Origin of the sequence: Stenotrophomonas daejeonensis, from assembly GCF_001431505.1 — a bacterium.
GTDB classification, from domain to species: domain Bacteria; phylum Pseudomonadota; class Gammaproteobacteria; order Xanthomonadales; family Xanthomonadaceae; genus Stenotrophomonas; species Stenotrophomonas daejeonensis.
This window is the reverse complement of record NZ_LDJP01000006.1, coordinates 53,267-80,177: the sequence shown is the minus strand read 5'-3', so window position 1 is coordinate 80,177 and position 26,911 is coordinate 53,267. Positions and strand designations below refer to the sequence as shown.

Genomic DNA, 26,911 nt, shown 5'->3' with positions numbered 1-26,911 from the left:
CTGTGGGCGGTGGTGCTGCGCGACCTGCCGGTCAGCGAATACGCCGCCACCGAGATCAAGCTGGCCGTGGTCGGCCGCGGCGGCGCGGAGAAACAGCAGGTGCAGCACATGGTCGGGCTGATGCTGGGCCTGCAGGGCAAGCTGCAGGCCGACGCCGCCGACGCGCTGGCCGTGGCCATCACCCATGCGCATGTGCGTGCGACGGCCGGGCGGCTGGGTGTGGATACCAAGCAAGCTTGGAGTCGCAAATGAACCAGTTGCAGCCGTGCGGTTACGCCCCAAAGGGAGAGGGGCTCTAACAGCGCCGGCTGCAACTGGTTCATTTGCGACTCCAAGCTTGCTTGGTATCCACACCCAGCCGCCCGGCCGTCGCACGCACATGCGCATGGGTGATGGCCACGGCCAGCGCGTCGGCGGCGTCGGCCTGCAGCTTGCCCTGCAGGCCCAGCATCAGCCCGACCATGTGCTGCACCTGCTGTTTCTCCGCGCCGCCGCGGCCGACCACGGCCAGCTTGATCTCGGTGGCGGCGTATTCGCTGACCGGCAGGTCGCGCAGCACCACCGCGCACAGCGCCGCGCCGCGCGCCTGGCCGAGCTTGAGCGCCGAATCGGCATTCTTGGCCATGAACACTTTCTCGATCGCCACTTCCTGCGGCCGGTATTCCGCGATCAACGCATGCAGGCCCTGCACCAGCAGCTTCAGGCGCTGGGCGAAACCGTCCGCGCCCAGCAACACCAGCGGCTGGTGGTGGACGTGCCGCGCGCGGCCGCCGGCATCGACGTCGATGATGCCGATGCCGGTGCGCTGCGAGCCGGGGTCGATGCCGAGGATGCGGGTCATTGCCGTGGCCGGGAGGGACGGCGGCCATCATCGCCGGCCGCCGTCTCACGCGTTGTGACGCGCGCGCTCAGACCAGGCCGGCCTGGTCGACGTTGGAATACACGTCCTGCACGTCGTCCAGGTCTTCCAGCATGTCCAACAGCTTCTTCACCTGCAGCGCGACATCGCCCTCGACGGCAATGTCGTTGTCGGCGCGGAAGGTGATCTCGGCATGGTCGGCGGCCAGCCCGGCCGCCTCCATCGCATCCTTCACCGACTGGAAGCTCTCCGGCGCGGTGACCACGTCGATCGAAGCATCATCCGGGTAGACGACGATGTCGTCGGCGCCGGCTTCGATGGCTGCCTCGGTGATCTTCTCCTCGTCGGCGCCCGGCGCGTAGCTCAGCACGCCCAGCCGCTTGAACATGAAGGCCACCGAGCCCTCGGTGCCCATGTTGCCGCCGCACTTGGAGAAGGCATGGCGCACGTCGGCCACGGTGCGCACGCGGTTGTCGGTGAGGCAGTCGACGATCACCGCCACGCCGCCGGGCGCATAGCCCTCGTAGCGCACTTCCTCGTACTCGACGCCTTCCAGCTCACCGGTGGCCTTCTTGATGGCACGCTCGATCACGTCCTTGGACATGTTCGCGGCCAGGCCCTTGTCCATCGCCACGCGCAGGCGCGGGTTGTTGTTGGGGTCCCCTCCACCACCGCGCGCGGCCACGCCGATCTCGCGGATGATCTTGGTGAAAATCTTGCCACGCTTCGCGTCGGAGGCGTTCTTGCGGGCTTCGATGGAGGGACCTCTACCCATTGGGATCTACCGTACTTCTGTCAGGAACAGGAGCGCGGATTCTAACCGATCCCCGGCATGGCCCCGTCAGGCGGCGCGGCGCGCGGCCCCTTCGCGGAAGCGCCCGGCGCGCAGGAATGCGGCGGTCAGGTCGGCCACCTCCGGCGACAGCACCAGGCCGCTGTGGCTGGCCTGCACCACGCAGTGGTCGGCCAGGCCCGGCAGCCGGGTTTCGGCCAGTGCCACGGTGCCGTCGGAATCGCCATGCAGCGCGCCCATCAGGGCGCCCAGGCCATGCGGCACGCTGCCGGCCACCAGCCCCACTTCCGCCCGGCCGTCCCATTCGGCCAGGCCATGCTGCAGCAGGTCGCCACTGCGCCCCAATGCCGCCATCCAGCCGTGGCCGGCCAGCATCTTCGCGGTGTCGCTGCCGAGCAGCGGGGAACCGAGGCAGACCACGCGCGGCACGTCCAGTTCCGGCGCCCGGCGCAGGGCTTCCAGCGCCACCAGCCCGCCCAGGCTGTGGCCGACCAGCGACACCTGGCCACCGCGGCGCAGCCGCTGCACGAGTTGCGGCACGGCAACATCCGGGCCGCCGAACACACTGGAATAACCGAACACCTCGACCGCGAAGCCACGCATGCGCAGCCGCCAGGCCAGCGGCCCGATCCAGGCACGCGAATTCCATATGCCATGCAACAGCATGACGCCGGGACGGGGGATTCCTGCGTTTTCCTTCATGCCTCACCGCATTGCAAAGCAGACAGTGTGCATTGGACATGGCGGTGATGAAACGGCAGGTGAAATGCCGATGGCTTGCCGGCCACGCCCATGACCGCAGGCCTGAAGGCAGCCAGCGTGGCCGGACACCCGGCGTGCCGATGCGATGCGCCCGGGCCGGTATTCAATTCGATGGCACGCCGGCATCCTGCCGCTGTTTCCAGGCCCTGGGCGACAGCCCGCCATGCGCCTTGAACGCACGCGACAGCGCGGCCTCGCTGCCGTAGCCGACCTCGGCGGCGATGACCTTCAGCGGCCGCCCCCGACGCAGCGCCTGTTGCGCCAGCGCCACCCGCCATCCCAGCAGATATTGCCCCGGGGTGCTTCCCACCGTTTCCCGGAAGGTGGCCGCGAACACGCTGCGCGACATGCCCGAGACGGCGGCCAGTTCCTCCAGCGTCCACTCGCGGCACGGGCTTTCCTGCATGGCGACGAGGGCATGCCGCAGGCGCGGGTGCGACAGCCCGGCCAGCAAGCCGCCGGCAATCTCGCCCCGCTCCATCAACTGGCGCAGCAACTGGATCATCACCACCTCGAACAGGCGGTTGATCATCGCCTGGCGGCCGCAGCGCCGCTCGAAGGCCTCCTCGAACAACAGCGCCAGCACCGGTTCGGCCCCTTCAAGCGCCGCCAGCGGCATGCATACGAAGGCCGGCAGCGCGTCGGCCAGCGGGTTGTGCATGCCGCCCTCGAAACGCAGGTTGGCACAGGTCAGGTCGGCCCCATGCACGGGGTCGGAACTGAAGCGGTGGGACAGCGGCCGCGGATACAGCAGCACGCTGGGCTGGTCGATCCGCACCGGCGCGCCCCCATGGGACACCTCCAGCGGCCCGCGCCGCAGCAGGTGCAACTGGCCATGCACGTCGTCGGCTTCCAGCAGGTTGATCCCGCACAACGCACCGGCGTTGAAGACCTGGGCGCTTACCGGAAAGCGCTCCAGCAGGACGGCGAGGCGATCGACCACTTCAGTACTCCAAGTCAAATTTTCAGGACTCCACGTCGCAGATCGTATCAGCCGGGCGCGCAAAGTAGGTCCTGCCCGCCGGGCACCCATCCCTCCAGCCAAGGAACCCGCCATGTCCATCGACAAGATCCTCTACGCCGCCACCGCCACTGCCACCGGTGGCCGCGAAGGCCAAGCCCTTTCCTCCGACGGCGCCCTGGCCGTGAAGCTGTCCACCCCGCGCGAGCTCGGTGGCGCCGGCGGCGACGGCACCAATCCCGAGCAGTTGTTCGCCGCCGGCTATTCGGCCTGCTTCCTCGGCGCGCTGAAGCTCGTCGCCGGCCGCCGGAAGCTGGCCCTGCCCGCCGACAGCCGGATCACCGGCAAGGTCGGCATCGGCCCCATCGCCAGCGGCTTCGGCATCGAGGTCGAACTGACCATCCGCCTGCCGGGGGTGCCGCGCGACCAGGCACAGGCCCTGGTCGAACAGGCCCACGTGGTCTGCCCGTATTCCAACGCCACCCGCGGCAACATCGACGTGTCGCTCGTGGTCGCCGACTGACCCTTCCCATGCACACCCCCTGACCAGGAGAACCATGACCATGAACACCATCACCAATACCGTCGCCGCCACTGGCGCCCAGGCCACCGAAAGCCCTGACCGGATCGCTGCCCGCGCCACCGTGCAGGGCAGCCACATCACCACTGCCGACGGCGTGCAGCTGTACTACAAGGACTGGGGCCCGAAGGACGGTCCGGTCGTCACCTTCAGCCACGGCTGGCCGCTGAGCTCGGACAGCTGGGAGTCGCAGATGATCTTCCTGGCCGGACAGGGCTACCGCGTGGTCGCCCACGACCGCCGCGGCCACGGCCGTTCCAGCCAGCCCTGGGACGGCAACGACATGGACCACTACGCCGACGACCTGGCCGCGGTGATCCAGGCCCTCGGCCTCGACGACGTCACCCTGGTCGGCTTCTCCACCGGCGGCGGCGAGGTGGCGCGCTACATCGGCCGCCATGGCACCGGCCGGGTGAAGAAGGCGGTGCTGGTCAGCGCCGTGCCGCCGCTGATGCTGCGCACCGCCGACAACCCGGGCGGGCTGCCGATCGACGTGTTCGACGGCATCCGCAAGGCCTCGCTGGAAAACCGTTCGCAGCTGTACCTCGACCTTGCCTCGGGCCCGTTCTACGGCTTCAACCGTCCCGGCGCCGAGGTTTCGCAGGGCCTGATCGACAGCTGGTGGGCGCAGGGCATGCAGGGCGGGCACAAGAACACCTACGACTCGATCGCCGCGTTCTCGGCCACCGACTTCCGCGACGACCTGAAGAAGTTCGACGTGCCCACCCTGGTGATCCACGGCGACGACGACCAGATCGTGCCGATCGACAGCTCCGGCCGGGCCTCGGCCGCGCTGGTCGACGGTGCCGAGCTGCTGGTCTACCCGGGTGCGCCGCACGGCCTGACCGATACCCACAAGGACAGGGTCAACCGCGACCTGCTGGCCTTCCTGCGCAAGTGAGCGGGTAGCGCATCGGCGAACCGGACGGCCGCAGCTGACATGCGGCCGTCCCTGCGGTGAAGGCAGGTCGATCGCCGACACCGCACCTTGCCAGCGGTTCTCGCCTGCGATACAAAAGCCCGGTCGAAAAAGGCGGGCCGGCGTGGTGAGCCCCGGCCAGCTGCCAACCGGCAATTGCCAGGCAGCCCTGTTCCAGCCCCGATGGGGACGCGGACCACGACGGAAGGCGGACGTGTGCCGCTTCCTGTCGCCGCGCGCGCGTAGCCACCCCGTTGGCAATCCCGAACGCTGCTTTCCAGGAAGCCCGGCCACGGCCTTTGCCGTCGCCTGCGGCATTCGATCTGGAGTCCCTGCCATGCACCACACCCCCGTCCTCGTCGTCGGTGGGAGCCTTGTCGGCTTGTCCACCTCGCTGTTCCTGTCCACGCGCGGCGTTGCCCACGTGCTGGTCGAGAAGCATCCGGGCAGTTCGCCACACCCGCGCGCAATGGGCTTCACCGAGCGCACCCTGGAGCTGTACCGCGCGGCCGGCATCGGCGAGCGCATACCGCAGGCACCGCCCGGGAGCCGGCTGCGCCGGGTCAAGGCGCAGAGCCTTGCCGGCCACTGGAGCGAGCCGCTGCCATGGACGCCAGGCAAGCCGGAACCGCCGGCATCGGCATACTCGCCATGCCGTGGCGCCGCCATCGCCCAGGACAGGCTCGAACCGATACTGCGCCAGGCCGCGATCGAGCGCGGCGCGGACCTGAGGTACGGGCAGCGCCTGCTCGGCTGGCGCGAGGTGGAAGACGGCATCGTCGCCACCATCGGCGACCGTGCCGGCGGCGGCGCCCATGAACTCCACGCGACGTACCTGCTGGCCTGCGACGGTGCTGCCAGCCCGGTCCGCGAACAGGCCGGCATTGCCCGCCACGGGGTCGGGTACCTGCGCACCCTGCGCAGCGTCCTGTTCCATTGCCCCGGTGCCGATGCATGGCTGGAGCGCGGGGTCCAGCAGTTCCAGATCGACAATCCGCGCGTGCAGGGCTTCCTGACCACCTATGGCGACGGCCGCTGGGTGCTGATGTTCGACGACGACCGCCCCCGCGGCGAGGCCGAGCTCGACGACGCGATCCGTGCCGCGCTGGGCATGGACCTCCCGTTCGACCGGATGACCACCGGCCGCTGGGAGATGGCCGGCCGCATCGCCGATGCCTACAGCCGCGGGCGCGTGTTCCTGCTCGGCGACGCCGCGCACCAGCTCCCGCCCACGCGCGGCGGTTTCGGCGCCAACACCGGCATCGACGATGCCGGCAACCTGGCCTGGAAGCTGCAACTGGTGCTGCAGGGTGTCTCCCATCCATCCCTGCTGGACAGCTACGGCAGCGAGCGCCAGCCGATCGCTTGGCTGCGCCACCAGCAGACCTTCGCCCGGCCCGACTATGCGCGCTGGCTGGAGTCCCCGCTGGAAACCACCCTGTACGGCGATGCGGCGATGGAACTGGGCCAGTTGCAGCGCTCGCACATCGTCCTCGGCGCCGGTGCGGAACTGCCTCCCGCCGCCGCGCCGGAGGTCTGGGCCGGCCAGCCGGGCACCCGTGCGCCGCATGCCTGGATCACCCGGCAGGGCGCCCGCATCTCGACGATCGACCTGTCCACGCGCCACTTCACCCTGCTCAGCCAGGCCCCGGAGTGGATCGCCGCCGGCAGGGAAATGGCCGGGCGCCTGGGGTTGCCGCTGGATACCGTGCATGTCGGCGTGGACGTCCGGTTCGACCACCCGGACGCATTCAACGCTGCCTATGGCGTGACCGCACGCGGCGTCTCGCTGGTCCGGCCGGATGGCGTGGTCGCATGGCGCCGGCCGGATGATGCGCCGGAACGGAATGCCTGCCTGGCCGACGCATTCCGCCGGGTGGCCTGCCTGCACGGTTGACCGGCCAACGCCATGACCGGTTCACGCATGGCGGTCGCCGCCGAACCGGTGCCCGCACGTCATTGATACCGCCCCTCCTCCCCTGTCTGGATGACTACCGATGATTACCCCCCTGATGTCCCTTCTGATGCTTCTGGGCAGCGCTTCCCCCACCCGGGCCGACGCCGCGCAAGCCGCCGATCCGGTGCAGGCATGCCACGCCTGGATCGAGGGCCGCGCCTGGAACGACCAGGAAGACGATCCACAAACCCTGGTTCTTTCCCCGGCGGCCGCCTGTTTCGATGGCGTCGTCGCGAATGGCTCGCTGGAGGCGCTGCACGCCTGGATCGACGCGGTCCCGGAGACGGCGCAGCCGCTGCTGGTCGTGCGTTCGCGCGGCGGGGATTCGGAAACCGCGCTGGCCCTGGCCGAGAAGCTGCAGGCCCGCGACGCCAGCGTGCACGTGGTCGGGGTCTGCGCTTCGGCATGCGCCAACTACTTCTATGCCGGCGTGCACGACCGCCATGTCCAGCCCGCGGCGCTGCTGCTCTTCCACGGCGGCTTCTCCGCCGGCAACCGCGCCCGGGCACTGGCCATGCTGGAGGCATACCTGGATGGACCGCAGGGGGCGACGGTGCCCGATCCGGAGGCCAACCGCCGGGCGATCGGGCAATCGCTGGATGCATCGCAGGCGCGCCAGGATGCGCTCTACCACCGGATCGGCGTCGATCCGCGCATCGTGCACGGGTTCGACGCGCTGGCCGTGGATTCGCTCGACGATGCGCACTGCGGTGGCCCCTCGCCGGCGCCACGCCACTTCCTGTACTTCGACGATGCGCAGATGGCGCACCTCGGCATCGCCCCCGTGTCCGGACATGCGGAACAGGACCCGCAGCGGGTCAATGCAGCCATCGCCGCCCTGGGTGCCGGCTTCATCGCCTGCCGCGCCCCCGGTGGAACGCCGTTCACCGGAGCCGGCGTGCGGGAGGCCGGCTCCGGTCGCTGAGGGCCGGACCTGGCAGCGACGGAGCGCCGGGGGAGCCCATACCGCAATCAGGACGATGGATCATGTTTTCAGGATTTCAAGCATCATGCAGTCCGGGCTTGCTCCGTATCTTGGACTCCACTGGCCGACCGGCCAGCCCACCACAGACCGGAAGGAGATCCACCATGAAGTCGTTCAAGTCCATCGCCCTGGCCACTGCCATCGCCGCCACCACGGCCTTCGCTGCCGACGCATCGGCTGCCGAAGCCGATGGCCGGAACACCACCGTCATCCTCGTCCACGGCGCATTCGCCGAATCGGCCAGCTGGAACGGCGTGGTGCCGCGCCTGACCGCCCGCGGCTACACCGTGGTCGCCGCGGGCAACCCGCTGCGCAGCGTGGCCGGCGATGCCGAGGTGGTCGACGGCCTGGTCGAGCGGGCGCCCGGCCCGGTGGTGCTGGTCGGCCACTCCTACGGCGGCGCGGTGATTTCCAACGTCCATGCCAACCCGAAGATCAAGGCGCTGGTATACGTGGCCGCCTTTGCCCCCGAGCAGGGTGAAACCGTGCTGGAGCTGACCGGCCGTTTCCCCGGCAGCACCCTGCCCGCCGCGCTGGCCGAGCCGGTACGGCACGCCGATGGTGGCGAAGACCTGTACATCCGCCAGGATGCATTCTGGCAGCAGTTCGCCAGCGATGTCCCCGAGGCCGAGGCTGCGGTAATGGCCGCAACCCAGCGTCCGCTGTCCCAAGCAGCGTTGACCGAGGCCAGCCGCCAGCCGCGCTGGAAGGACACCCCGGCGTGGTTCATCTACGGCGACGCCGACAGGAACATCCCGGCCCGGGCGCTGCAGTACATGGCCGACCGGGCCGGCTCACGCGGCACGGTGGTGATCCCCGGTGCCTCGCACGTGGTGATGACCTCGCAGCCGCAGGCCGTGGCCGCAGTGATCGAGCAGGCCGTGCAGGCAACCGCGCGGTAAGCAAGCCGGCAGGCACGAACAGGATGCGGCGGGCCGCGAGGTCCGCCGCATCATCGTTGCATGGGAAGAACCTGCCCTAGGCTGCGGTGGCACCCACGGGCCGGCACAGGATGAACTCGCGGTCGCGCACGCGGCCGACCGGAAATTCGTATTCGCCCGTTTTCCCGAAGCCGTGGCGGCCATAGAAGCGTTGTGCGCCGAGGTTCTCCGACCAGACGCCAATCCACAGCGTGCGCGGGCCGGCTTCCAGCAGCCAGCACTCGGCCTCGGCGAACAGCTTGCCGCCCCAGCCGCCGCCCTGATGTTCGCGCAGCACGTACAAGCGCTTCAGTTCACCGTCTTCCGGTCGCACGTCGGCATGCGGCAGGCCGCAGGGACCGGCGAAGGCGAAGCCGGCCGCCTCGCCGTCGATTTCCAGCAACCACGCCGCGTAATCGCCCGATTCCAGCTGTTCGCGCTGCACGTCCACCGGATAGGCGATGGACAGGTAGAACGCCAGGTCGTCCGCCGGGTACAGGTGGCCGAACGTCTCCACGAAGGTGCGCTCGGCCAGCGTGCACAACACGCCCGCATCATCGGGCGTGGCGCGGCGGATGACGGCAACCATCGCCCGCGGCTCAGCCCTTGGCCGGCTGCGGGCGCACCTGCACGTGCACTTCGGCCAGCTGCGCGTCGGCGATCGGCGACGGTGCGTCGGTCATCAGGCACTGCGCGCCGGTGGTCTTGGGGAACGGGATCACGTCGCGGATCGACTCGGTGCCGGCCATCAGCGCGGCGATGCGGTCGATGCCGAAGGCGATGCCGCCATGCGGCGGCGCGCCGTAGTTCAGCGCATCGAGCAGGAAGCCGAACTTGGCGCGGGCTTCCTCGGCGCCAATGCCGAGCAGTTCGAACACCGCGCTCTGCATTTCCGGGCGGTGGATACGGATGGAGCCGCCGCCGATCTCGTTGCCGTTGAGCACCATGTCGTAGCCACGCGACACCGCCGTCTTGGCGTTGGCACGCAGGTCGGCCACGTCATCGACTGCCGGCGCGGTGAACGGATGGTGGAGCGCAACGTAACGCTGCTCCTCGTCGTCCCATTCGAACATCGGGAAGTCGGTGACCCACAGCGGGCGCCAGCCGTCGGCGACCAAGTTGAAGTCCTTGCCGGCCTTCAGGCGCAGCGCGCCCATGAAGTCGGACACCTTGTTGTAGCCGCCGGCACCGAAGAACACGATGTCGCCGTTGCCGGCGCCGACGTGCTGGAGCAGCGCGGCAAAGGCGGCCTCGTCGAAGAACTTCTGGATCGGCGAACTGACCTCGCCGTTGTCGGCGATCTTGACGTAGGCCAGTCCCTTGGCGCCGTACTTGGCGGCGTGCGCGGCGTATTCGTCGATCTGCTTGCGGCTGAGCGCCGCACCACCCGGGATGCGCAGCGCGGCGACGCGGCCGTCGGCGTCATTGGCCGGGCCGGTGAACACCGCGAACCCGCTGTCCTTGACCAGTCCGGCCACGTCCACCAGTTCCAGCGCGATGCGCAGGTCCGGCTTGTCCGAACCATAGCGGCGCATCGCCTCGGCCCAGGTCATGCGCGGGAACTGCGCGTCCAGTTCGACGTCCACCACTTCCTTGAACACCGCGCGGATCATGTCCTCGACGAAATCCTGCACGTCGCGCTCGCGCACGAAGGCGAACTCCATGTCCAGCTGGGTGAATTCCAGCTGGCGGTCGGCGCGCAGCGCCTCGTCGCGGAAGCAGCGCGCGATCTGGTAGTAGCGGTCGAAGCCGGCCACCATCAGGATCTGCTTGAACAGCTGCGGGCTCTGCGGCAGCGCGTAGAACTCGCCCGGGTGCATGCGCGCCGGCACCAGGAAGTCGCGTGCGCCTTCCGGCGTGGCCTTGGTCAGGATCGGGGTCTCGATGTCCTGGAAGCCGCGCGCGTCGAGGTGGCGGCGCAGCGCCTGCACCAGCTTGATGCGGGTGCGCTGCATGCGCTGCATCTCCGGGCGGCGCAGGTCGAGGTAGCGATACTTCAGGCGGGTGTCCTCGCCCGGGTTCTCGTGGGCGTGGAACGGCAGCGGCGCGGCCTTGTTGAGGACGGTGATGCGGGAGGCGATCACCTCCACCTTGCCGGTGCGCATCTTGTCGTTGACCGCATGGCGGGCGCGCACCACGCCTTCGACCTGCAACACGTCCTCGTAGCCCAGCGACGCGGCCACGGCGAACACCTCGGCGTTGTCGACCTCCACCGTCACCTGCACGATGCCTTCGTGATCCCGGAGATCGATGAAGCAGACGCCGCCCTGGTTGCGGGCGACGTCGGTCCAGCCGGCGAGGGTCACGGTTTGGCCGATCAGGGTCTCGTCGACCAGGCCGCAGAAGTGGGTACGCATGGAAAGCTCCGCAGGGGGAATACCGGCACCGGAAGGGGCCGGGAAAGCCGGCTATTTTGCGGCCGCGCGCGGGACGGGGCAAATCCGCCGGACGGTCATGCCCCGCCCGGGCGGGGCATGGCCCGCGATTCGGCCGCCGAACCTGAACAAAGGCACCGCCCATCGGGTCCCTGCCCCGCTCCCGCGCCCATGCGGGCGCATCGGCGGCTCACTCCGGCCGTGCCGCCGGCGCCTCGGCGACGACCGTGGCTTCCGCAACGGCCGGGGCGGCTTCCCCCTCGTTCTGCAGCGGGTCCACGTCCAGCGGCGCGCGGAACACCAGCGACGGCAACAGCGTGTTCAATGCCGCATACAGCAACAACGCCCCGTACAGCACCGCCGGCACCTCGAAGCGCTCGCGCATGATGCCGGCCAGCACCAGGGTGAAGACCAGGGTCGGCGACAACGCCAGCGACACCCGCAGGCTGGAGCGGAAACTCTCGCCGAACATCGCCCGCCGCTGCAGCCACACCAGCGCGATGCGCAGCGGCAGCACGACGAGGGTGAGCAGCACGCCCAGCCCCAATGCCTCGAAGCTCAGGGCCTCGCCCGGCACATGGGTGCCGGAGCCGAAGAAATAGAACGGCACGAAGAACGAGGCGAACAGGCGCAACGCATGCAGGTTCTCGTGCGAGGCCAGCAAGGGCATGCGCTGCTGCAGCAGGCGCGCGACCAGCCCGGCGATGAAGGCACCGACCAGGTAGTACACGCCCAGCGCATAGGTGATGTAGGCCGCCAGCAACCCGACCATCACCAGCAGCGAGAACTCCGAACCGGGCGCATGCGGTACCACCCAGCGGCCAAGTGCGATGAACAGCAACGGCAGGCCGACCATCATCGCCACCAGCGCCAGGCTGGACAGCGCCATGTGGCCGGGGTCGCCCGCCTGCAGCACCACGAACAGCGCGGCCAGCGCCAGCAGTTCGCCGGCGATGGCCTTGCTACTGACCCAGAACCGCTCGGCGTCGCTCAACCCCAGCCGCGACAGCGACTCCATGATGAAGCCGGTGGAAGGGGTCAGCAGCGCCAACGCCAGCAGGCCGGCCGCCTGCCATGACAACCCGGCGTAATGCCATGCCAGCCAGGCCACGCCCGCCAACGTGGCCACCCGGATCAGCAGGTGCACCAGCAACGGCCACATGCCGCGGCGCAGGTCCTGCAGGTCGACCTCCAGGCCGGCGAACAGGAACAGCGAGGAAATGCCCAGCGTGGACAACAGCCCCACCACCGGGTCCTGCGCGCCATCGCCCAGCCACAGCATCACGCCGATGCCGAAGGCGAGGCAGGTCAGCGGCGCCGGCACGCTGAAGCGCTGCAGGGCACGCGGGATCACCAGCAACGCGAAGATCAGCGACAGATAGACCAGTTCCCGGCTCATGCAGCCTTGTTTCCTTTCCGGACAGGCGCACAGGGTACACATCCGCCGGGACGCGGAAACCCCTCACCCCATGTGGATGGCGGCCAGTTCGCCGACGCGGCGCAGGATGCCGTTGCGGTCGTCGTCGCCCAGCGTCGAGCCCTGCAGGTAGCAGGCCAGCAGCCACGGCGCGCCACCCTGTTCCGGCCACAGCACGGCGATGTCGTTGGTGATGCCGTCGCGTTCGTAGCCACTGCCGGTCTTGTCGCCGACCCGCCAGCCGCGCGGCAAACCCGCGCGCAGGCGTGCATCGCCGGTCTGGTTGTCGATCAGCCAGTCGGCCAGTTGCATGCGCGAGGCCGGTTCCAGTGCATCGCCCAGCACGAAGCGTTGCAGGTTGCCGGCCATCGCCGCCGGGCTGGTGGTGTCGCGCGGGTCACCCGGCGCGAACAGGTTGAGTTCCGGCTCGTGGCGCGCGCAGAGGGTGAGCGCGTCGCCCTGCGCGCGCAGGAAGGCAGTCAGCCCGGCCGGCCCGCCGATCAGCGGCAGCAGCAGGTTGGCCGCGGCGTTGTCGCTGATGGTCAGCGTGGCCCGGCACAGGTCGCGCACACTCATGTCCTTGCCGACGTGGCGCGTGCTGGCCGGCGAATGGTGGAGGATGTCGGCGGCGCGCACCGGCACGCGCCGGTCCAGCGACAGTTCACCGCGACCGGCCCGGTGCAGCACCGCGGCGGCGAGCAGGAACTTGAAGGTGCTGCACATCGGGAAACGCTCGTCCATGCGGTGGCCGAAGCGCGCGCCGCTGGCCGGGTGCCACAGGCAGATGCCGAGCCGGCCGCCGCTGCGCTTCTCCAGCGCGGCGAAGTCGTCCGTCGCGACGGACGCGGATGCCGGCGTGCGCGCCAGCGCCGGCAGGACGGCGGCGGCCAAGGTGCCGGCGCTGAACTTCAGGAACTGGCGGCGGGCCAACATGCGGGTTCTCCTTGACGGGTTCGGGCTGCGGCGATTGTTGGCGGCGGGCGCATTGCGGACCAGCGCGAATTTTCATCGTCAGTCATTAGATTTTTCGATGTTACTTACCCACATTCCGGCACATTTTCCGCCAGATAGTGGCAATATCCATCACCCATATTGATGACTCCCGCATGATCCGCCCCCAGCTCCCGCTCAACGCCCTGCGCGCGTTCGAGGCTGCCGCGCGCCACCTCAACTTCACCCGCGCGGCACTGGAGCTGTGCGTCAGCCAGGCCGCGCTCAGCCACCAGATCCGCACGCTGGAAGAGCGCCTGCAGGTGACGCTGTTCCACCGGCTGCCGCGCGGGGTGGCGCTGACCGACGAAGGCGCGGCGCTGCACCCGGTGCTGACCGAGTCCTTCGATCGCATCGGCATCGCGCTGGACCGTTTCACCGGCGGGCGCATGCGCGAGGTGCTGACGGTGGGCGTGGTCGGCACCTTCGCCACCGGCTGGCTGCTGCCGCGGCTGCCGGCCTTCGAGGCCGCGCACCCGGACATCGAGCTGCGCCTGCAGACCCACAACAACCGCATCGACCTGGCCGGCGAAGGGCTGGACCTGGCGATCCGCTTCGGCGACGGCGACTGGCAGGGGCAGGACTGCACGGCCATCCTTGATGCGCCGTTCGCGCCGGTGTGCGCGCCGGTGCTGGCGCGGCGCCTGCACGCGCCACGCGAACTGGCCGGGACGACGCTGCTGCGTTCCTACCGCAACGACGAGTGGCCGCGCTGGCTGCAGGCGGCCGGCGCCGCCGGGGTGGAGGCACGCGGTCCGGTGTTCGATTCCTCGCTGACGCTGGCCAGCGCCGCGGCGTCCGGCGCCGGCGTGGCGCTGCTGCCGCTGCGCATGTTCGAGCAGGAACTGGCCGAAGGGCGGCTGCTGCAGCCATTCGCGCAGACGCTCACGCTGGGCCGCTACTGGCTGACGCGGCTGCGTTCGCGGCCGGAACGCGAGCCGCTCAGGCGCTTCCGCCTGTGGTTGCAGGCGCAGAGGGCGTCGTAGGAGCGCACTTCAGTGCGCGATGTGGCTTTACCGGGAAGGCCTCATCGCGCACTGAAGTGCGCTCCTACGTCATGCCGCGGTCTAGTCGAGCAGCTCCATCCACGCCGCTTCGGCCTGCTCCAACTGCTGCGCCAGCACTTCGCGCTCGCCGCCCAGCCTGCCCATCCTCGCCGCATCGGCGTAGTTGGCCGGGTCGGCCAGTTGCCGGTCGAGGTCGGCCAGCGCCGCGCCGAGCTGCTCGACCTTCTGCTCGGCCGCTTCCAGTTTGTGCGGATTGACCGGTTTCTTCGACGGTACCGGCGCGGCGGCAATCGGGGCCGAGGCGGCGACAGGCTTTTCCGCCTTGTCGGCGCGCTCGGCCTTGCTGCGCGCGCCCTGCGCGGTGGCGCGGGTGCGCAGCCACGCGGCGTATTCGTCGAGGTCGCCGGCGAACGGCTCGACCACGCCGTCGGCCACGCGCCAGAAGGTGTCGCAGACCAGCCCGATCAGGTGGCGGTCGTGGCTGACCATCACGATCGCGCCTTCGAAGATGCTCAACGCCTCGGCCAGCGCTTCGCGCATTTCCAGGTCGAGGTGGTTGGTGGGTTCGTCGAGCAGCAGCACGTTCGGCTGCTGCCACGCGATCAGCGCCAGCGCCAGCCGCGCGCGCTCGCCGCCGGAGAAGCCGTCCACCGGCTCGAACGCGCGGTCGCCGGGGAAGTTCCACTTGCCGAGGAAGTCGCGGAACGACTGGTTGACGCCGTCCGGGTCGATGTCGCGGAAGTGATCCATCGGCGTGGCGCCTTCGCGCAGCGATTCCACCGTGTGCTGGGCGAAGTAGCCGATCTTCATGTCCGGGTGCGCGCTGCGCTCGCCGGCCAGCGGCGGCAGGTCGCCCACCAGCGTCTTGACCAGCGTGGTCTTGCCGGCGCCGTTGGGGCCAAGCAGGCCGACACGCTGGCCGGCTTCGAGGCCGAAGCCCACGCCTTCGAGGATCACCGCGTCGTCGCCATAACCGGCCTCGACGTTGTTCAGGCGGATCAACGAGAACGGCAGCTTGGCCGGCGCGGAGAACTCGATGCGGAACTCGCGCTCGGCGCGCACCGCCTCGGTGCCGGTCATCTTGGCCAGGCGCTTCATCCGGCTCTGCGCCTGCGTGGCCTTGCTGGCCTGCGCCTTGAAGCGGTCGATGAAGCTCTGCAGGTGGGCGCGCTCGGCCTGTTCCTTCTCGTGCGCGATCTGCTGCTGGCGCAGGTGCTCGGCGCGCTGGCGCTCGAAGTCGGTGTAGCCGCCGGTGTACAGCTTCGCGCTGCCGCCATGCAGGTGCAGGGTGTGGGTGGCGACGTTGTCGAGGAACTCGCGGTCATGCGAGATCAGCAGCAGCGTGCCGGGATACTTGAGCAGCCACTGTTCCAGCCAATACACCGCGTCGAGGTCGAGGTGGTTGGTCGGTTCGTCGAGCAGCAGCAGGTCGCTGGGCATCATCAGCGCGCGGGCCAGGTTCAGGCGCGCGCGCCAGCCGCCGGAGAACGCGGCCACCGGGCGCGCATGGGTTTCGGCCGGGAAGCCGAGGCCGTGCAGCAGCTTGCCGGCGCGTGCCTCGGCGTCGTAAGCACCCAGCTCGGCCATCCTGGTGTGCGCCTCGGCCACCGCCTCCCAGTCCTCGCGCGCGGTGGCCGCGGCCTCCTCGGCCAGCACCGCGGCCACCACGTCGTCGCCGCCGAGCACGAAGTCGATGGCGCGGTCGGGCAGCGCCGGGGTTTCCTGCGCCACGTCGGCGATGCGGACCTTGCCGGGCAGCGACACGTCGCCCTTGTCGGCCTCCAGCTCGCCGCGCACGGCGGCGAACAGGCTGGACTTGCCGGCGCCGTTGCGGCCGACCACGCCGACGCGGTAGCCGGCATGCAGGGTGAGGTCGACGTTGGACAGCAGCAGGCGTTCGCCGCGGCGCAGGGCGAAATTACGTAGGGAAATCATGAATGGGCTCGTTATAACCGTATGGAATGTCCAAACAAGGAGCATTCCTGCGACGCGATTCTAGCGTTAACGAATACTTGACCAACGCATCGAGCGCGCCCGATCCCGTCCCGCCTCGATCGTTCCCTGGCACTTTACCGAAGTACGCACCGATGTCCCGCCCGCAAAAACGCTTTCAAAAGCAACGATGTAGACGGCCGCGCCGGATTTGACACAACGTAAATTTTCCATTAATCCGTGATGACACACCCACTCCACCGGCCGAATCCGCCGCCGGGTGCCGCCAACTCCACCGGAGCCGCAATCTGATGAACAGCAAATCCAACACGCTCGCCCTCGCCGTTGCCATCGCGCTCGGCCTCCCGGTCGCTTCCGCCTTCGCCCAGTCCAGTGCGCAGACGCTGGATACCGTGATCGTCACCGGCACCCGCGTGGCCGACCGCACCGTGGCCGAGTCGCAGTCGCCGATCGACATCATCACCCCGGAGGCGCTGTCGGCCACCGGCACCGGCGAGCTGGCCACCGCGCTGGCGCGCGCCCTGCCCTCGCTCAACTTCCCGCGCCCGGCGCTGACCGACGGCACCAGCGGCATCCGCCCGGCGCAGCTGCGCGGGCTCTCGCCCGACCAGGTGCTGGTGCTGGTCAACGGCAAGCGCCGCCACACCTCGGCCCAGCTCAACGTCAACGGCAGCATCGGCCGCGGCTCCTCGGCCACCGACCTGAACGCGATCCCGATCGCCGCCATCGAGCGCGTGGAAGTGCTGCGCGACGGCGCCTCGGCCCAGTATGGTTCGGACGCCATCGCCGGCGTGGTCAACATCGTGCTCAAGGGCGCCGGCAAGGGCGGCAGCCTGGCGGTGGACTACGGCCAGTATTCGGCCGGCGACGGCAACAAGTACCAGCTCTCCGGCGATGCCGGCGTCGAGTTCGGCGACGGCCGCGGCACCCTGCACGTGGCCGGACAGGTCAGCGACCAGGACGAGAGCAACCGCGCCGGCCCGTACCAGGGCACCGCCCCGGACACCGGCAACTTCCCCGGCATCGGCGAGAAGACCTTCGTCATCGGCGACCCGCGCGTGCAGGCCACGGCGGTGTCGGCCAACAGCCAGTTCCAGTTCGGCGACGCGCTCACCGGCTACGCCACCGCGGCGGCCAGCAACCGCGACATCACCTCGTTCGCGTTCTACCGTTCGAAGAACCACAACCCGCTGACCGCGCAGTTCTACCCGGACGGCTTCGTGCCGGAGATCAACCAGTACTCCAAGGATCGTTCGCTGGTGGCCGGCCTGAAGGGCAGCACCGAGGGTGGCTTCAACTGGGACGTGAGCTACAACTACGGCTACAACAAGATCGACTTCCACACCCGCAACACGGTCAACTACAGCCTCGGCAGCAGCAGCCCGACCAGCTTCTACGACGGCGCGCTGGAGTACACCCAGAACGTGGTCAACGCCGACTTCTCGCAGGCGCTGGACTGGGGCCTGGCCTACCCGGTGACGCTGTCCTTCGGCGCCGAGTACCGGCAGGAGAAGTGGAACCAGTCGCCGGGTTCGGCCGATTCGTACTTCGGCGGCGGCGCGCAGGGCTTCGGCGGCTTCACCGTCGAGAACGCCGTGCATTCGGACCGCCACAACTACGCCGTCTACGCCGGCCTCGAAGGCGACTTCACCGACAAGTTCTCCGCCGGCATCGCCGGCCGCTACGAGGACTACTCGGACTTCGGCAACGAAACCACCGGCAAGCTGTCGGCGCGCTACGCCTTCACCGACGCGGTGGCCCTGCGCGCCACCGCCTCCACAGGCTTCCGCGCACCCTCGCTGGCGCAGCAGAACTACCAGGTCATTACCAGCTCGGTGGACAGCAGCGGCGTGTTCACCCAGCGCGGCACCTTCCCGGCCGCCAGCGCGGCGGCCCTGGCCCTCGGCTCGGAACCGCTGAAGCAGGAGAAGTCCACCTCCTACAGCCTGGGCCTGGTGCTGCAGCCGAGCGAGCGCCTGTACCTGACCGTGGATGCCTACCAGATCGAGATCGACGACCGCATCGTGCTGTCCTCGCCGCTGAACATCGACCCGAACAACCCCAGCTACGCCGGCAACCAGGCCAAGATCGACGCCGCCCAAGCCGCGCAGGACCTGCTGGCCAGCCTCGGCGTCAACGGCGTGACCTCGTTCAACTACTTCACCAACGCCATCGACACCCGCACCCGCGGCGTGGACGTGGTCGGCACCTACAGCGTGCCGCTGGCGGCCAGCTCGCTGGACCTCACCGCCAGCTACGGCTACAGCAAGACCGAGATCACCGGCATCGCCGCCGACCCGGCCGCGTGGAACACCTTCACCGCGCTCGCGCCCTCGCGCATCGCCCGCGACGAGCGCGGCCGCATCGAGGAAGGCTACCCGAAGGACAAGGTGATCCTCGGCGGCGTGTGGAAATCCGAGCGCTGGGACATCGGCCTGACCACCACCCGCTACGGCAGCTTCAGCAACCGCCCCACCAGCGGCGCGGCCAACGACCAGACCTTCGGCGCGCAGTGGATCGTCGACGTCTCGGCCAGCTACAAGCCCGGCGAGCGCTGGACGCTGACCCTGGGTGCGGACAACGTGCTGGACTCGCACCCGGACCGCAGCATCTTCGCCAACTCGTCCTCGGGCATGTTCCCGTACAGCAACTACTCGCCGGCCGGCTTCAACGGCGCCTACGCCTACGGCCGCATCACCTACAAGTGGTGAGCCGGCAAACGCCGGACAGTGAGCGATGCGCGCATGCCCCGGGAAACCGGGGCATGCGCGTTTTTGAGTAAGCCCCTCTCCCTCTGGGAGAGGGGTTGGGGAGAGGGTACGAGGGCGAAGCCCTCGCAATATCAAGCTGCACGAGGCTTCGCCCGTACCCTCATCCGCCCCTTCGGGGCACCTTCTCCCAGAGGGAGAAGGGAAAACCGACCGCTGGCCGACACAACCACCACACCATTTCCGCCCGGCCGCACAACATCCGTAGAATCGGCCCATCCCCTTCTTCTGCGAGTCCCGATGCACCATGACACCGCCCTGATCAACATGATCGCCATCGGCCTGGGCCTGGCCTTCGTGTTCGGCGCCCTGGCCAACAAGCTGCGGCTGTCGCCGCTGGTGGGCTATCTGGTGGCGGGGGTGGTGGTCGGGCCGTTCACGCCGGGCTTCGTCGCCGACCAGACCCTGGCCAACCAGTTGGCCGAGATCGGGGTGATGCTGCTGATGTTCGGCGTCGGCCTGCACTTCTCGCTGAAGGACCTGATGGCGGTGAAGGCCATCGCCATCCCCGGCGCCATCGGACAGATCGCGGTGGCCACGCTGCTGGGCTGGGGCGTGGCCACGCTGATGGGCTGGCCGGCGCTGCACGGGGTGATCTTCGGCTTCTCGCTGGCCACCGCCTCGACCGTGGTGCTGCTGCGGGCGATGGAGGAACGGCGCCTGCTGGAGACCACCCGCGGCAAGATCGCGGTGGGCTGGCTGATCGTCGAGGACCTGGCCTGCGTGCTGGCGCTGGTGATGATGCCGGTGATCGCCGGGGTGTTCGGGCCGGAGGCGCAGGGCCAGCACCACAGCGTCGGCAGCGTGCTGGCCTCCATCGGCTGGACCTTCGTGCAGCTGGGCCTGTTCGTGGCGGTGATGCTGGTGGTCGGGCGCCGGGTGATCCCGTGGGTACTGGAGCGCATCGCCGGCACCGGCTCGCGCGAGCTGTTCACCCTGTCGGTGCTGGCCATCGCGCTGGGCGTGGCGTTCGGCGCGGCCGCGCTGTTCGGCGTGTCGTTCGCGCTGGGCGCGTTCTTCGCCGGGATGATGCTCAACGAATCCGAACTGAGCCACAAGGCCGCGCACGATTCGCTGCCGCTGCGCGACGCGTTCGCGGTGCTGTTCTTCGTCTCGGTGGGCATGCTGTTCGATCCGAAGATCGTGCTCGAGCACCCGTGGCAGGTGCTGGCGACGGTGGCGATCATCATGTTCGGCAAGTCCGCCGCCGCGTTCTTCATCGTGCGCCTGTTCGGCCATTCCAAGGGCACGGCGCTGACCATCTCCGCCTCGCTGGCGCAGATCGGCGAGTTCGCCTTCATCATCGCCGGCCTTGGCGTGGCGCTGAAGATCCTGCCGCCGGCCGGGCAATCGCTGGTGCTGGCCGGCGCGCTGGTGTCGATCATGCTCAACCCGCTGGTGTTCAGCCTGCTCGACCGCTGGCAGGCCCGGCACAAGGAGGCCCAGCCGGTGCCGGAGGTGCCGGACATCCCGCCCGGCCCGTCGCTGGACCTGCACGACCACGCCATCGTCATCGGCTACGGCCGCGTCGGCAGCACGCTGGCGCAGGTGCTGCACGACCGCGGCGTGCCGCTGCTGGTGATCGACGACAACCGCGAGCACGTCGAGCGTGCGCACGCGGCCGGCATCCCCGGCATCCGCGGCAGCGCCGCCGCCGACCGGGTGCTGGCCGAGGCCCACCCCGAGCGCGCCAAGATCGCCATCCTCGCCATTCCGCAGCCGCTGGAAGCCGGCGAGGCGCTGGCCAAGCTGCGCGCCATCAATCCCGGCCTGACCCTGCTGGCGCGCGCGCACAGCGATGCCGAGGTCAAGCACCTGCTCGAACACGGCGCCGACGGCACGGTGATGGCCGAGCGCGAGCTGGCGCATTCGCTGGCGGAAATGGTCATGGCCACGCCGCCGTACCGCGCCATGCGGGTCGCGCCCGCGTCATCACCCACACTGCCACCTGCCACCTATTGACGGCGCGGCAGCGGTACGGCCGCCAATCCACGGGAAACAGCCGCGCCGTCATTCGTCCTGTCCGCAACGGGTGTTCTTCAGGGGCGTGGACCAGCTTCCCTCGACGGAAAGCCCGCGGGCAAGCATCTCGCGCATCACCGCCCGGGCCTGTACGCACTGCCCGCTCCTGGCCAAGGCGGTTGCGAGCATCGCCGCAACCACGTCCTGGCGCCCCTCGAAATCGTGGTCGCGCCCGTAGGCATGCGCCTGCGCCATCAACGCGGCACCGTCCGCATTGCGCCCCACCCCCATCAAGGCGCGCCCGGCCTGCATGTTCGCCAGTTGCGCCTTGGGATGGTCGCCACCCAGCCGCGCCAGCAGGTCCGGCTGCACCGGTTCGAGCATGGACACTGCTTCGGCGAAACGGGAGGCGACGTTCAACGTGTAGCCGGCGTACAGACGCTGCAACAATGCCTCGGTGGACTGCACGCCATGACGGGCCTCGACACCGGCCATGGCCTGCGCATGAACCGTCATGGCGTCATCAAATCGCTTCATGTCGGTCAGCATGACCGCCTCGTTGGTCCATGAAGCGATCATGTCGGTACTGTCTTCGCCCTGCCCATGCCCCCGCATGTAGGCACGGCCCTGCCGCGTGGTCCGCAGCGCAGCCTCCATGTCACCCATGCCGTAGTACGCAGCGGCCAGCAGCGAATACGCCTCGCTCATCGCGCTGTAGCTGACCAGGTCGTTGCCCTGCTGCAGGGCGAAACCCTCCTGTGCCCACCGCAGCGCCTGTTCCGGCTCGTAGTTCATCCGCAGCCATGCCAACTGCAACAGCGAACGCGCGCGCTCGTCCCGGGCCGCGGGCAGCTGGCTTTCCTGCAACGCCAGCGCCTGGCGTACCAGCGCGGTGGCGCGTGCCTCCTCGCCAAAGCTCTCGAAACTGGTGGCGGCGGCAAGCAGGAAACGCACTTTCATCAACGGCACGGCGACACTTTCGGCCTCCATCTCCGCCACGGCCTTTTCCAGCGCCTGCCGCAGCGTCGGCTCCCGGTTGGCCGCCGTCGGCACATTCAACGCGAATACGCTGCGCAGGAAGTCGTTGGAGGCCGCCGCGCTGTCGGCTTCGGCGCGGGCGCGCCGCGCCTCGTGCTCGGCACGCACGGCCTCGGCCTCGGCGCGCTGTGCCTGGACATGCGCGCGTTGGGATTGGTGCACGATGCCGATCACGCCGGTCACCGCCGCCAGCACGGCGATCGCCGCCATGGACACGGCCCCGCGGTGGCGCCGCGCGAACTTGCCTGCGCGATAGCCGAACGTATCGCCGCTGACCGACACCGGGCGGCCATCAAGGAAACGCCGCATGTCGCGGGCGAAGGCTTCGACACTGGGGTAGCGGCGCTCCTGCTCCTTCGCCAGTGCGGTCTGCAGGATGCGCGCCAGGTCTCCGCGCACGTAGCGCCGGAAATGCTTCAGGTCGATGCTGCGCGAGGCCAGGCGCGCATCGCGCGCGGCATCGCCGTCGGAGACGATGGCATGGTCCACCCGCAGCGGCACGCGCTCGGCGATCGCCTCGGCCATGCGCTGCAGGTTCAGTGCATTGAGCACATATGGCAGCCGCCCGGTCAGCAGTTGATACAGCACCACGCCCAGCGCATACACGTCGGTAGCCGCGCTGATGGGTCCGCCGCTGACCTGCTCCGGCGCCGCGTATTCCGGGGTGAAGCCTGCCACCAATCCAGTGCCGGTCTGGCCCTCGTGCAGATCCAGGCGCTTGGCGACGCCGAAATCCAGCACCATCGGGTGTCCCTCCTCGCTGACCAGGATGTTGCCGGGCTTGAGGTCGCGATGAACCACGAAGCGCGCATGCGCGTGCTGAACCGCCGCGCAAACCGCCAGCATCAGCTCGATGCGCGCGGGAAGGCCCAGTTGCCGTGCATCGGCCCAGTCGGTGATCGTCTGGCCTTGCACCAGTTCCAATGCGAACCAGGGCCGCGAATCGGCATCCAGGCCATGATCGAGCAGGCGCGGGATATTCGGGTGCGACAACGCCGCCAGGATGCGCCGCTCCTGCAGGAAACGCAGCGCCTGCGGGCTGCCATCCCAGCGCTGGCGCAAGCGCTTGACCGCCGCGCACTGGGCGGTGTCATCGCAGCGCCAGGCGGCAAACACCGCGCCGGTCGCGCCGGTGCCGATCATCCCCTGCAATTGCCAGTGGCCCAGTCGTTCGCTGCCGGCCTGTTCGATCCAGCCGGTTTCGTCCGGCTCAAACTGCAGCACCATGCCCACGCCTTCGTCCATCACGTGCGGAGCGTCGTCCAGCGCCAGCATGCGCTCCAGTTGTGCGCGCATTGGCAGGTCGCCGCCGCATTCGGAATCAAGGAAGGCCGCGCGCGCATCCACCGGCATGTCTGCCATCTGCTCGAACAGTTGCGACAATCGACGCCAGCGTTGTTGCTCGGTTTTGGCGGTCATCCCGTTTCCCCGTTTGGTGTTGCTCGCGGCCGGCACGGCGCCGTACTCGCGGAGCCGGCAGAAGCACCGCCCCGGATGGCAAGGCGATACCCCACCGAAAGAATGTTTCAGGCTTGCAGCATGTCCAGCAGGAATGCCCGTGCACGCCGCCAGTCACGCTGCGCGGTGCGTTCGGACACGCCGAGGTACTCGGCGATTTCGGCAAACTCCATGCCGGCGTGAAAGCGGCATTCCACCACCGTCACCAACCGCGGCTCCAACCCGGCCAAGGCCTGCATGCCGCGTTCTATCGCCAGCACGTCGATGCGCGGCATGCCGCCATCGGCCACGCCCGGCTCGGTTTCCAGGGTGACGCGCACCTGGTCGCCGCCACGCTTGAGTGCCTGCCGCTCGCGCACATGGTCCACCAACACGCAACGCATCACCCGCCCGGCGAGCGCAAGGAACGGAAGCCGCCCCATGTCGCGTACCGCACCGGCCTCCATGCGCAGGTAGGCCTCGTGCACCAGCACGGTGGTATGCAGCGAGGTACGCCGGCTCGCGCCCAGTTCACGGTGGGCAATGCGTTGCAGTTCCCGGTACAGGAGCCCGAAACGTTCATCAAGCGATATGCCCATGGTCTCGGGAGCAGGCAACTCGGGCATTGCAACATCCTTGCGCACGGTTCGTGCACCGATCTTGCAATGCCCGCCGGGCAAGGGCAACAACGCGGTTGCACTGCCCCCAGCCCGGCCGGGTGGGAGGGACGTCGCCGGCAAGCGTTTTCCACCAACCCGCCCCGTCACAGCCGCCGGCAAGCCCACTCCCACTGCTCCCACCGGCGGATTACCAGCCGAAGCCACCGCCCATGCCGACGGATTTGTCGCTGCCGCTGGACGAGCCGCCAATGGTGAACGCCGCGCGCTCGCTGACTGCACGCTGGTAGCCGATGGATACGGCCTTGCGCCCGCCCTGGAAACCCACGCCCACGCCCAGCTTGTTCTGCGTATGGATGCCGGCAAGGCTGGCGCTCATGTTCATCATCGCGCTGCCCATCGCGCCCATGCGGTCGATGCGTGCATCCATATGGCTTAAACGGCGATCCACGTCGTTGCGGAATTGGGTGAACTGGTCGTTCCAGCCGGCGAACTTCTGGTCGGTGTAGGCATTGGCCGAAGCCAGCGTCCGGGTAGCGGTGGTATCCGTGTAATCACGGGCCGATGCCAGCGTGGCCGCATCGCCGGCATCGGCATAGTCCTTGGCCGCGTCCAACGCGCCAGCCGCCGCTGCGCCGGCCACGCTGGCCACCTGCGCATCGGTATAGGCATTGGCGGCGGCCAACGTCTGCGCATCGCCCGCCTGCAACTGGCGCAGGTTCACCGCATCGGTGGCCTGGGTACCGTCGGCAAGGTGGATGATCTGGCGCTCGCTGCCGGCCGCCCCCACCGAGACCGCGTAGTCGCGGTCGGCCACGGCCATGTAGCCGATGGCGGTGCTGCCGAAATTCAAGGCCTGCGACTGGAAGCCGAAGGCACTGCTGTAGCCGCCACTGGCGACGGTCCAGTTACCGAGCGCGGTACTGCGTTCGCCGCTTGCGACGTTGCCCACGCCGAATGCATGGCTGGCGGCGCCACTGGCCGTGTTCTGCCAGCCATAGGCGCCGCTGCCGGTGCCACTGGCGAGGTTGTTGGTACCGAATGCGCTGCTCGCCTCGCCCTGCGCACGGGAATTGTTGCCGAACGCATTGCTCCACATGGCGCTGGCCGTGTTGCCGTAGCCGACGGCGCTGGCCTGCATCGCGCCTGCGTCGTTGCGCACGCCAACGGCGGTGCTGCTCATGCCGCTGGCCGACACCGCGCTGCCCACGGCTACCGCGGACCTGCCGCTGGCAGTGGCATGCTCGCCATCGTCACTCATACCGTTGCCGTTCTTGTCGTCCCAACCGGACAGGGCGAGGCTGCCGTCGCCCTCCGCCTTGCCGCCGATGCCGAAGGCGCTGCTGCCCTTGCCGTCGCTGGTGTTCTCGTAGCCGAAAGCGCTGCTGCGCTCGCCCCTGGCCCGGTTGTAGCTGCCGAAGGCATTGCTTTCACGAAGGGCAGCGAAATTGGATTTTCCGAACGCATTGCTGTCACGGCCATTGGCCGTGTTCTGGTAGCCGAAGGCGCTGCTGCCCGCGCCATTGGCCCGGTTGGCGTCACCGAAGGCACTGCTGGCGAAACCTCGGGCTCTGTTCTGGGAACCAAAGGCACTGCTGTAACCCTCGAGGGCCATGTTGAGGTTCCCATAGGCCGAAGCGAAGACCTCGCAGGTGGCGTTGTCCCGCCCGTGTTCATCACCCTGGTCGGTATTGGCCGCCGGGTTGTAAACCCAACTCTGGGTGGCGGCATCCCACACCTCGCATTGCGGGTCTGCCGCCAATGCCGGCCGCGGCAAACACACTGCCACGGCAAGCGCCAGCAGTGACGGGGACCACAAACGCACACGGTTGCACACGGCATTGCCACGACTGCTCTGGTTCATCGACACGTTCCTCCAGGAAGGCATGCGCCGCGGAATGCGGCGTCAACAGAGGAATCGGAAAACAGCGCGCAAAGACGACACGGCCTGCGCTCTTCCCGGGCAAGGCCGGTGGCGGCAGGCGCTACTCTGCCTGCGGCGCGTCGGCATGCAGCAGCAACTGCCGCAGCGACTGGCCCTGGGCATCAACCAGGTCATCCACCTGCCACGGGCCATGCAATCTGCGCTCCATTGCCAGGGTGGCGCAACGCTGCTGCGGCGATTGCGGTTCCAGGATGAAACGGAAGCACACCTCCACCCGGGCATGCGTGGGCGACCCCATCACCCGGCGCTGCACTTCAAGGGTGCGATAGCCCAGCACCTCCCCCATCTGGCCGTCCTGCGCGGCGCTCCACGGGTCGGCGCCGATGGCGCACATGCCGTGTTCGTCGGCGCAGGCCTGGTCGCGCTGCAACAACGCATGAAGGGCGGGGGTGAGCAGCGCACCGGCCGGGGCCGGGTCGAAGGCGAAGCCGGGGTATCGCTCGAACAACTCCCGCGCACGCGACCTGGCCGATGCCGGCGGGGTATCCCCGCACGGTACGCGCGCGCACTGGATGCGGGGGGGAAGCATGTCCGGGTCGAGGTTGGCATTGCCATCGCTTGCTGGTGGCAACGGGGTGGCCGGTGCAGCCGGCGCGGAAGGCCCGGCCTGCGCCGGGCCTCCACTGGCACCGCCGCAGGCAGCAAGCATGGCTGCCAACAACCACG

21 protein-coding genes and 2 pseudogenes are annotated in these 26,911 nt (G+C 69.0%); 9 read left to right on the top strand and 14 right to left on the bottom strand.

Translation table 11 applies throughout. The annotated features are described in order from the left end of the window. Positions 1-252, top strand: a 252-nt coding sequence (locus ABB34_RS01090) for a crossover junction endodeoxyribonuclease RuvC (protein WP_211258135.1), incomplete at its 5' end; no start/stop codon positions are given. A gap of 67 nt (positions 253-319) precedes the next feature. Here ABB34_RS01090 and ruvC read toward each other — a convergent pair. From ruvC to ABB34_RS01070, 4 genes are all read right to left on the bottom strand, one after another. Beyond that, on the bottom strand, positions 320-841 hold the full coding sequence (gene ruvC, locus ABB34_RS01085; protein WP_057639388.1) for a crossover junction endodeoxyribonuclease RuvC: 522 nt from the start codon (positions 839-841) through the stop codon (positions 320-322). A 67-nt stretch (positions 842-908) separates the two neighbouring features. Then, a complete protein-coding gene (locus ABB34_RS01080) occupies positions 909-1,634 on the bottom strand; it encodes a YebC/PmpR family DNA-binding transcriptional regulator (protein ID WP_057639387.1) in 726 nt (241 codons plus the stop codon). Between the two features lie 66 nt (positions 1,635-1,700). After that, the gene (locus tag ABB34_RS01075) at positions 1,701-2,318 is read right to left on the bottom strand and encodes an alpha/beta hydrolase (RefSeq protein ID WP_057639386.1); all 618 of its coding nucleotides are present in this window, start codon (positions 2,316-2,318) and stop codon (positions 1,701-1,703) included. 199 nt (positions 2,319-2,517) lie between these two features. Then, a complete protein-coding gene (locus ABB34_RS01070) occupies positions 2,518-3,357 on the bottom strand; it encodes an AraC family transcriptional regulator (protein ID WP_057639385.1) in 840 nt (279 codons plus the stop codon). A gap of 112 nt (positions 3,358-3,469) precedes the next feature. Here ABB34_RS01070 and ABB34_RS01065 point away from each other — a divergent pair, with 112 nt between their 5' ends. The 5 genes from ABB34_RS01065 (at position 3,470) to ABB34_RS01045 (ending at position 8,718) form a co-directional block, all read left to right on the top strand. Continuing rightward, entirely contained in the window at positions 3,470-3,898 is a 429-nt protein-coding gene (locus ABB34_RS01065) for an organic hydroperoxide resistance protein (protein WP_057639384.1), read from the top strand. A gap of 34 nt (positions 3,899-3,932) precedes the next feature. Then, positions 3,933-4,856 (top strand): alpha/beta fold hydrolase, encoded by a 924-nt coding sequence (locus tag ABB34_RS01060; protein ID WP_211258134.1) that lies wholly within the window; start codon positions 3,933-3,935, stop codon positions 4,854-4,856. Between the two features lie 355 nt (positions 4,857-5,211). Beyond that, on the top strand, positions 5,212-6,771 hold the full coding sequence (locus ABB34_RS01055; protein WP_057639383.1) for an FAD-dependent monooxygenase: 1,560 nt from the start codon (positions 5,212-5,214) through the stop codon (positions 6,769-6,771). A gap of 115 nt (positions 6,772-6,886) precedes the next feature. After that, positions 6,887-7,756 carry a hypothetical protein gene (locus tag ABB34_RS01050; protein WP_211258133.1) on the top strand — a complete coding sequence of 290 codons (870 nt, stop codon included), beginning with the start codon at positions 6,887-6,889 and terminating at the stop codon, positions 7,754-7,756. 164 nt (positions 7,757-7,920) lie between these two features. Then, entirely contained in the window at positions 7,921-8,718 is a 798-nt protein-coding gene (locus ABB34_RS01045) for an alpha/beta fold hydrolase (protein WP_057639381.1), read from the top strand. Positions 8,719-8,794: 76 nt separating this feature from the next. Here ABB34_RS01045 and ABB34_RS01040 read toward each other — a convergent pair whose 3' ends face one another. The 4 genes from ABB34_RS01040 to blaCESS form a co-directional block, all read right to left on the bottom strand. Continuing rightward, the gene (locus tag ABB34_RS01040; protein WP_057639380.1) at positions 8,795-9,325 is read right to left on the bottom strand and encodes a GNAT family N-acetyltransferase; all 531 of its coding nucleotides are present in this window, start codon (positions 9,323-9,325) and stop codon (positions 8,795-8,797) included. Positions 9,326-9,335: 10 nt separating this feature from the next. Next, complete coding sequence (gene aspS, locus ABB34_RS01035) at positions 9,336-11,093, bottom strand: aspartate--tRNA ligase (protein WP_057639379.1); 1,758 nt, start codon at positions 11,091-11,093, stop codon at positions 9,336-9,338. Positions 11,094-11,301: 208 nt separating this feature from the next. Then, a complete protein-coding gene (locus tag ABB34_RS01030) occupies positions 11,302-12,510 on the bottom strand; it encodes a cation:proton antiporter (RefSeq protein WP_057639378.1) in 1,209 nt (402 codons plus the stop codon). A gap of 63 nt (positions 12,511-12,573) precedes the next feature. Next, positions 12,574-13,461 (bottom strand): CESS family extended-spectrum class A beta-lactamase, encoded by an 888-nt coding sequence (gene blaCESS, locus ABB34_RS01025; protein ID WP_057639377.1) that lies wholly within the window; start codon positions 13,459-13,461, stop codon positions 12,574-12,576. Positions 13,462-13,634: 173 nt separating this feature from the next. Between blaCESS and ABB34_RS01020 the strand changes: the two genes are divergently transcribed. Then, positions 13,635-14,504: a LysR family transcriptional regulator gene (locus tag ABB34_RS01020; RefSeq protein WP_057639376.1), complete on the top strand. Its 870-nt coding sequence runs from the start codon at positions 13,635-13,637 to the stop codon at positions 14,502-14,504. An 81-nt stretch (positions 14,505-14,585) separates the two neighbouring features. On the opposite strand, the pseudogene ABB34_RS15825 reads toward ABB34_RS01020, so the two are convergent. After that, positions 14,586-14,804, bottom strand: a pseudogene (locus ABB34_RS15825) (ABC transporter C-terminal domain-containing protein); the annotation flags it as partial. Positions 14,805-14,869: 65 nt separating this feature from the next. Next, positions 14,870-16,460, bottom strand: a pseudogene (locus ABB34_RS01015) (ABC-F family ATP-binding cassette domain-containing protein); the annotation flags it as partial. 308 nt (positions 16,461-16,768) lie between these two features. On the opposite strand from ABB34_RS01015, the gene ABB34_RS01010 reads away from it, so the two are divergent. Together ABB34_RS01010 and ybaL are read left to right on the top strand one after the other, a co-directional pair. Beyond that, positions 16,769-19,189 carry a TonB-dependent receptor plug domain-containing protein gene (locus tag ABB34_RS01010; protein ID WP_057639374.1) on the top strand — a complete coding sequence of 807 codons (2,421 nt, stop codon included), beginning with the start codon at positions 16,769-16,771 and terminating at the stop codon, positions 19,187-19,189. Between the two features lie 297 nt (positions 19,190-19,486). Then, on the top strand, positions 19,487-21,208 hold the full coding sequence (ybaL, locus tag ABB34_RS01005; RefSeq protein ID WP_057639373.1) for a YbaL family putative K(+) efflux transporter: 1,722 nt from the start codon (positions 19,487-19,489) through the stop codon (positions 21,206-21,208). A 48-nt stretch (positions 21,209-21,256) separates the two neighbouring features. Here the strand turns inward: ybaL and ABB34_RS01000 are convergent, their stop codons facing one another. The 4 genes from ABB34_RS01000 to ABB34_RS00985 all read right to left on the bottom strand — a co-directional run bounded on the left by ABB34_RS01000 (position 21,257) and on the right by ABB34_RS00985 (position 26,693). Then, positions 21,257-23,665 (bottom strand): serine/threonine-protein kinase, encoded by a 2,409-nt coding sequence (locus ABB34_RS01000; RefSeq protein ID WP_083490008.1) that lies wholly within the window; start codon positions 23,663-23,665, stop codon positions 21,257-21,259. Between the two features lie 107 nt (positions 23,666-23,772). Beyond that, on the bottom strand, positions 23,773-24,309 hold the full coding sequence (locus tag ABB34_RS00995; protein WP_083490007.1) for an ECF-type sigma factor: 537 nt from the start codon (positions 24,307-24,309) through the stop codon (positions 23,773-23,775). 181 nt (positions 24,310-24,490) lie between these two features. Next, a complete protein-coding gene (locus ABB34_RS00990; RefSeq protein WP_211258132.1) occupies positions 24,491-26,089 on the bottom strand; it encodes a YadA-like family protein in 1,599 nt (532 codons plus the stop codon). A gap of 196 nt (positions 26,090-26,285) precedes the next feature. Next, positions 26,286-26,693 carry a hypothetical protein gene (locus tag ABB34_RS00985; protein ID WP_057639369.1) on the bottom strand — a complete coding sequence of 136 codons (408 nt, stop codon included), beginning with the start codon at positions 26,691-26,693 and terminating at the stop codon, positions 26,286-26,288. Positions 26,694-26,911 lie beyond the last annotated feature (218 nt).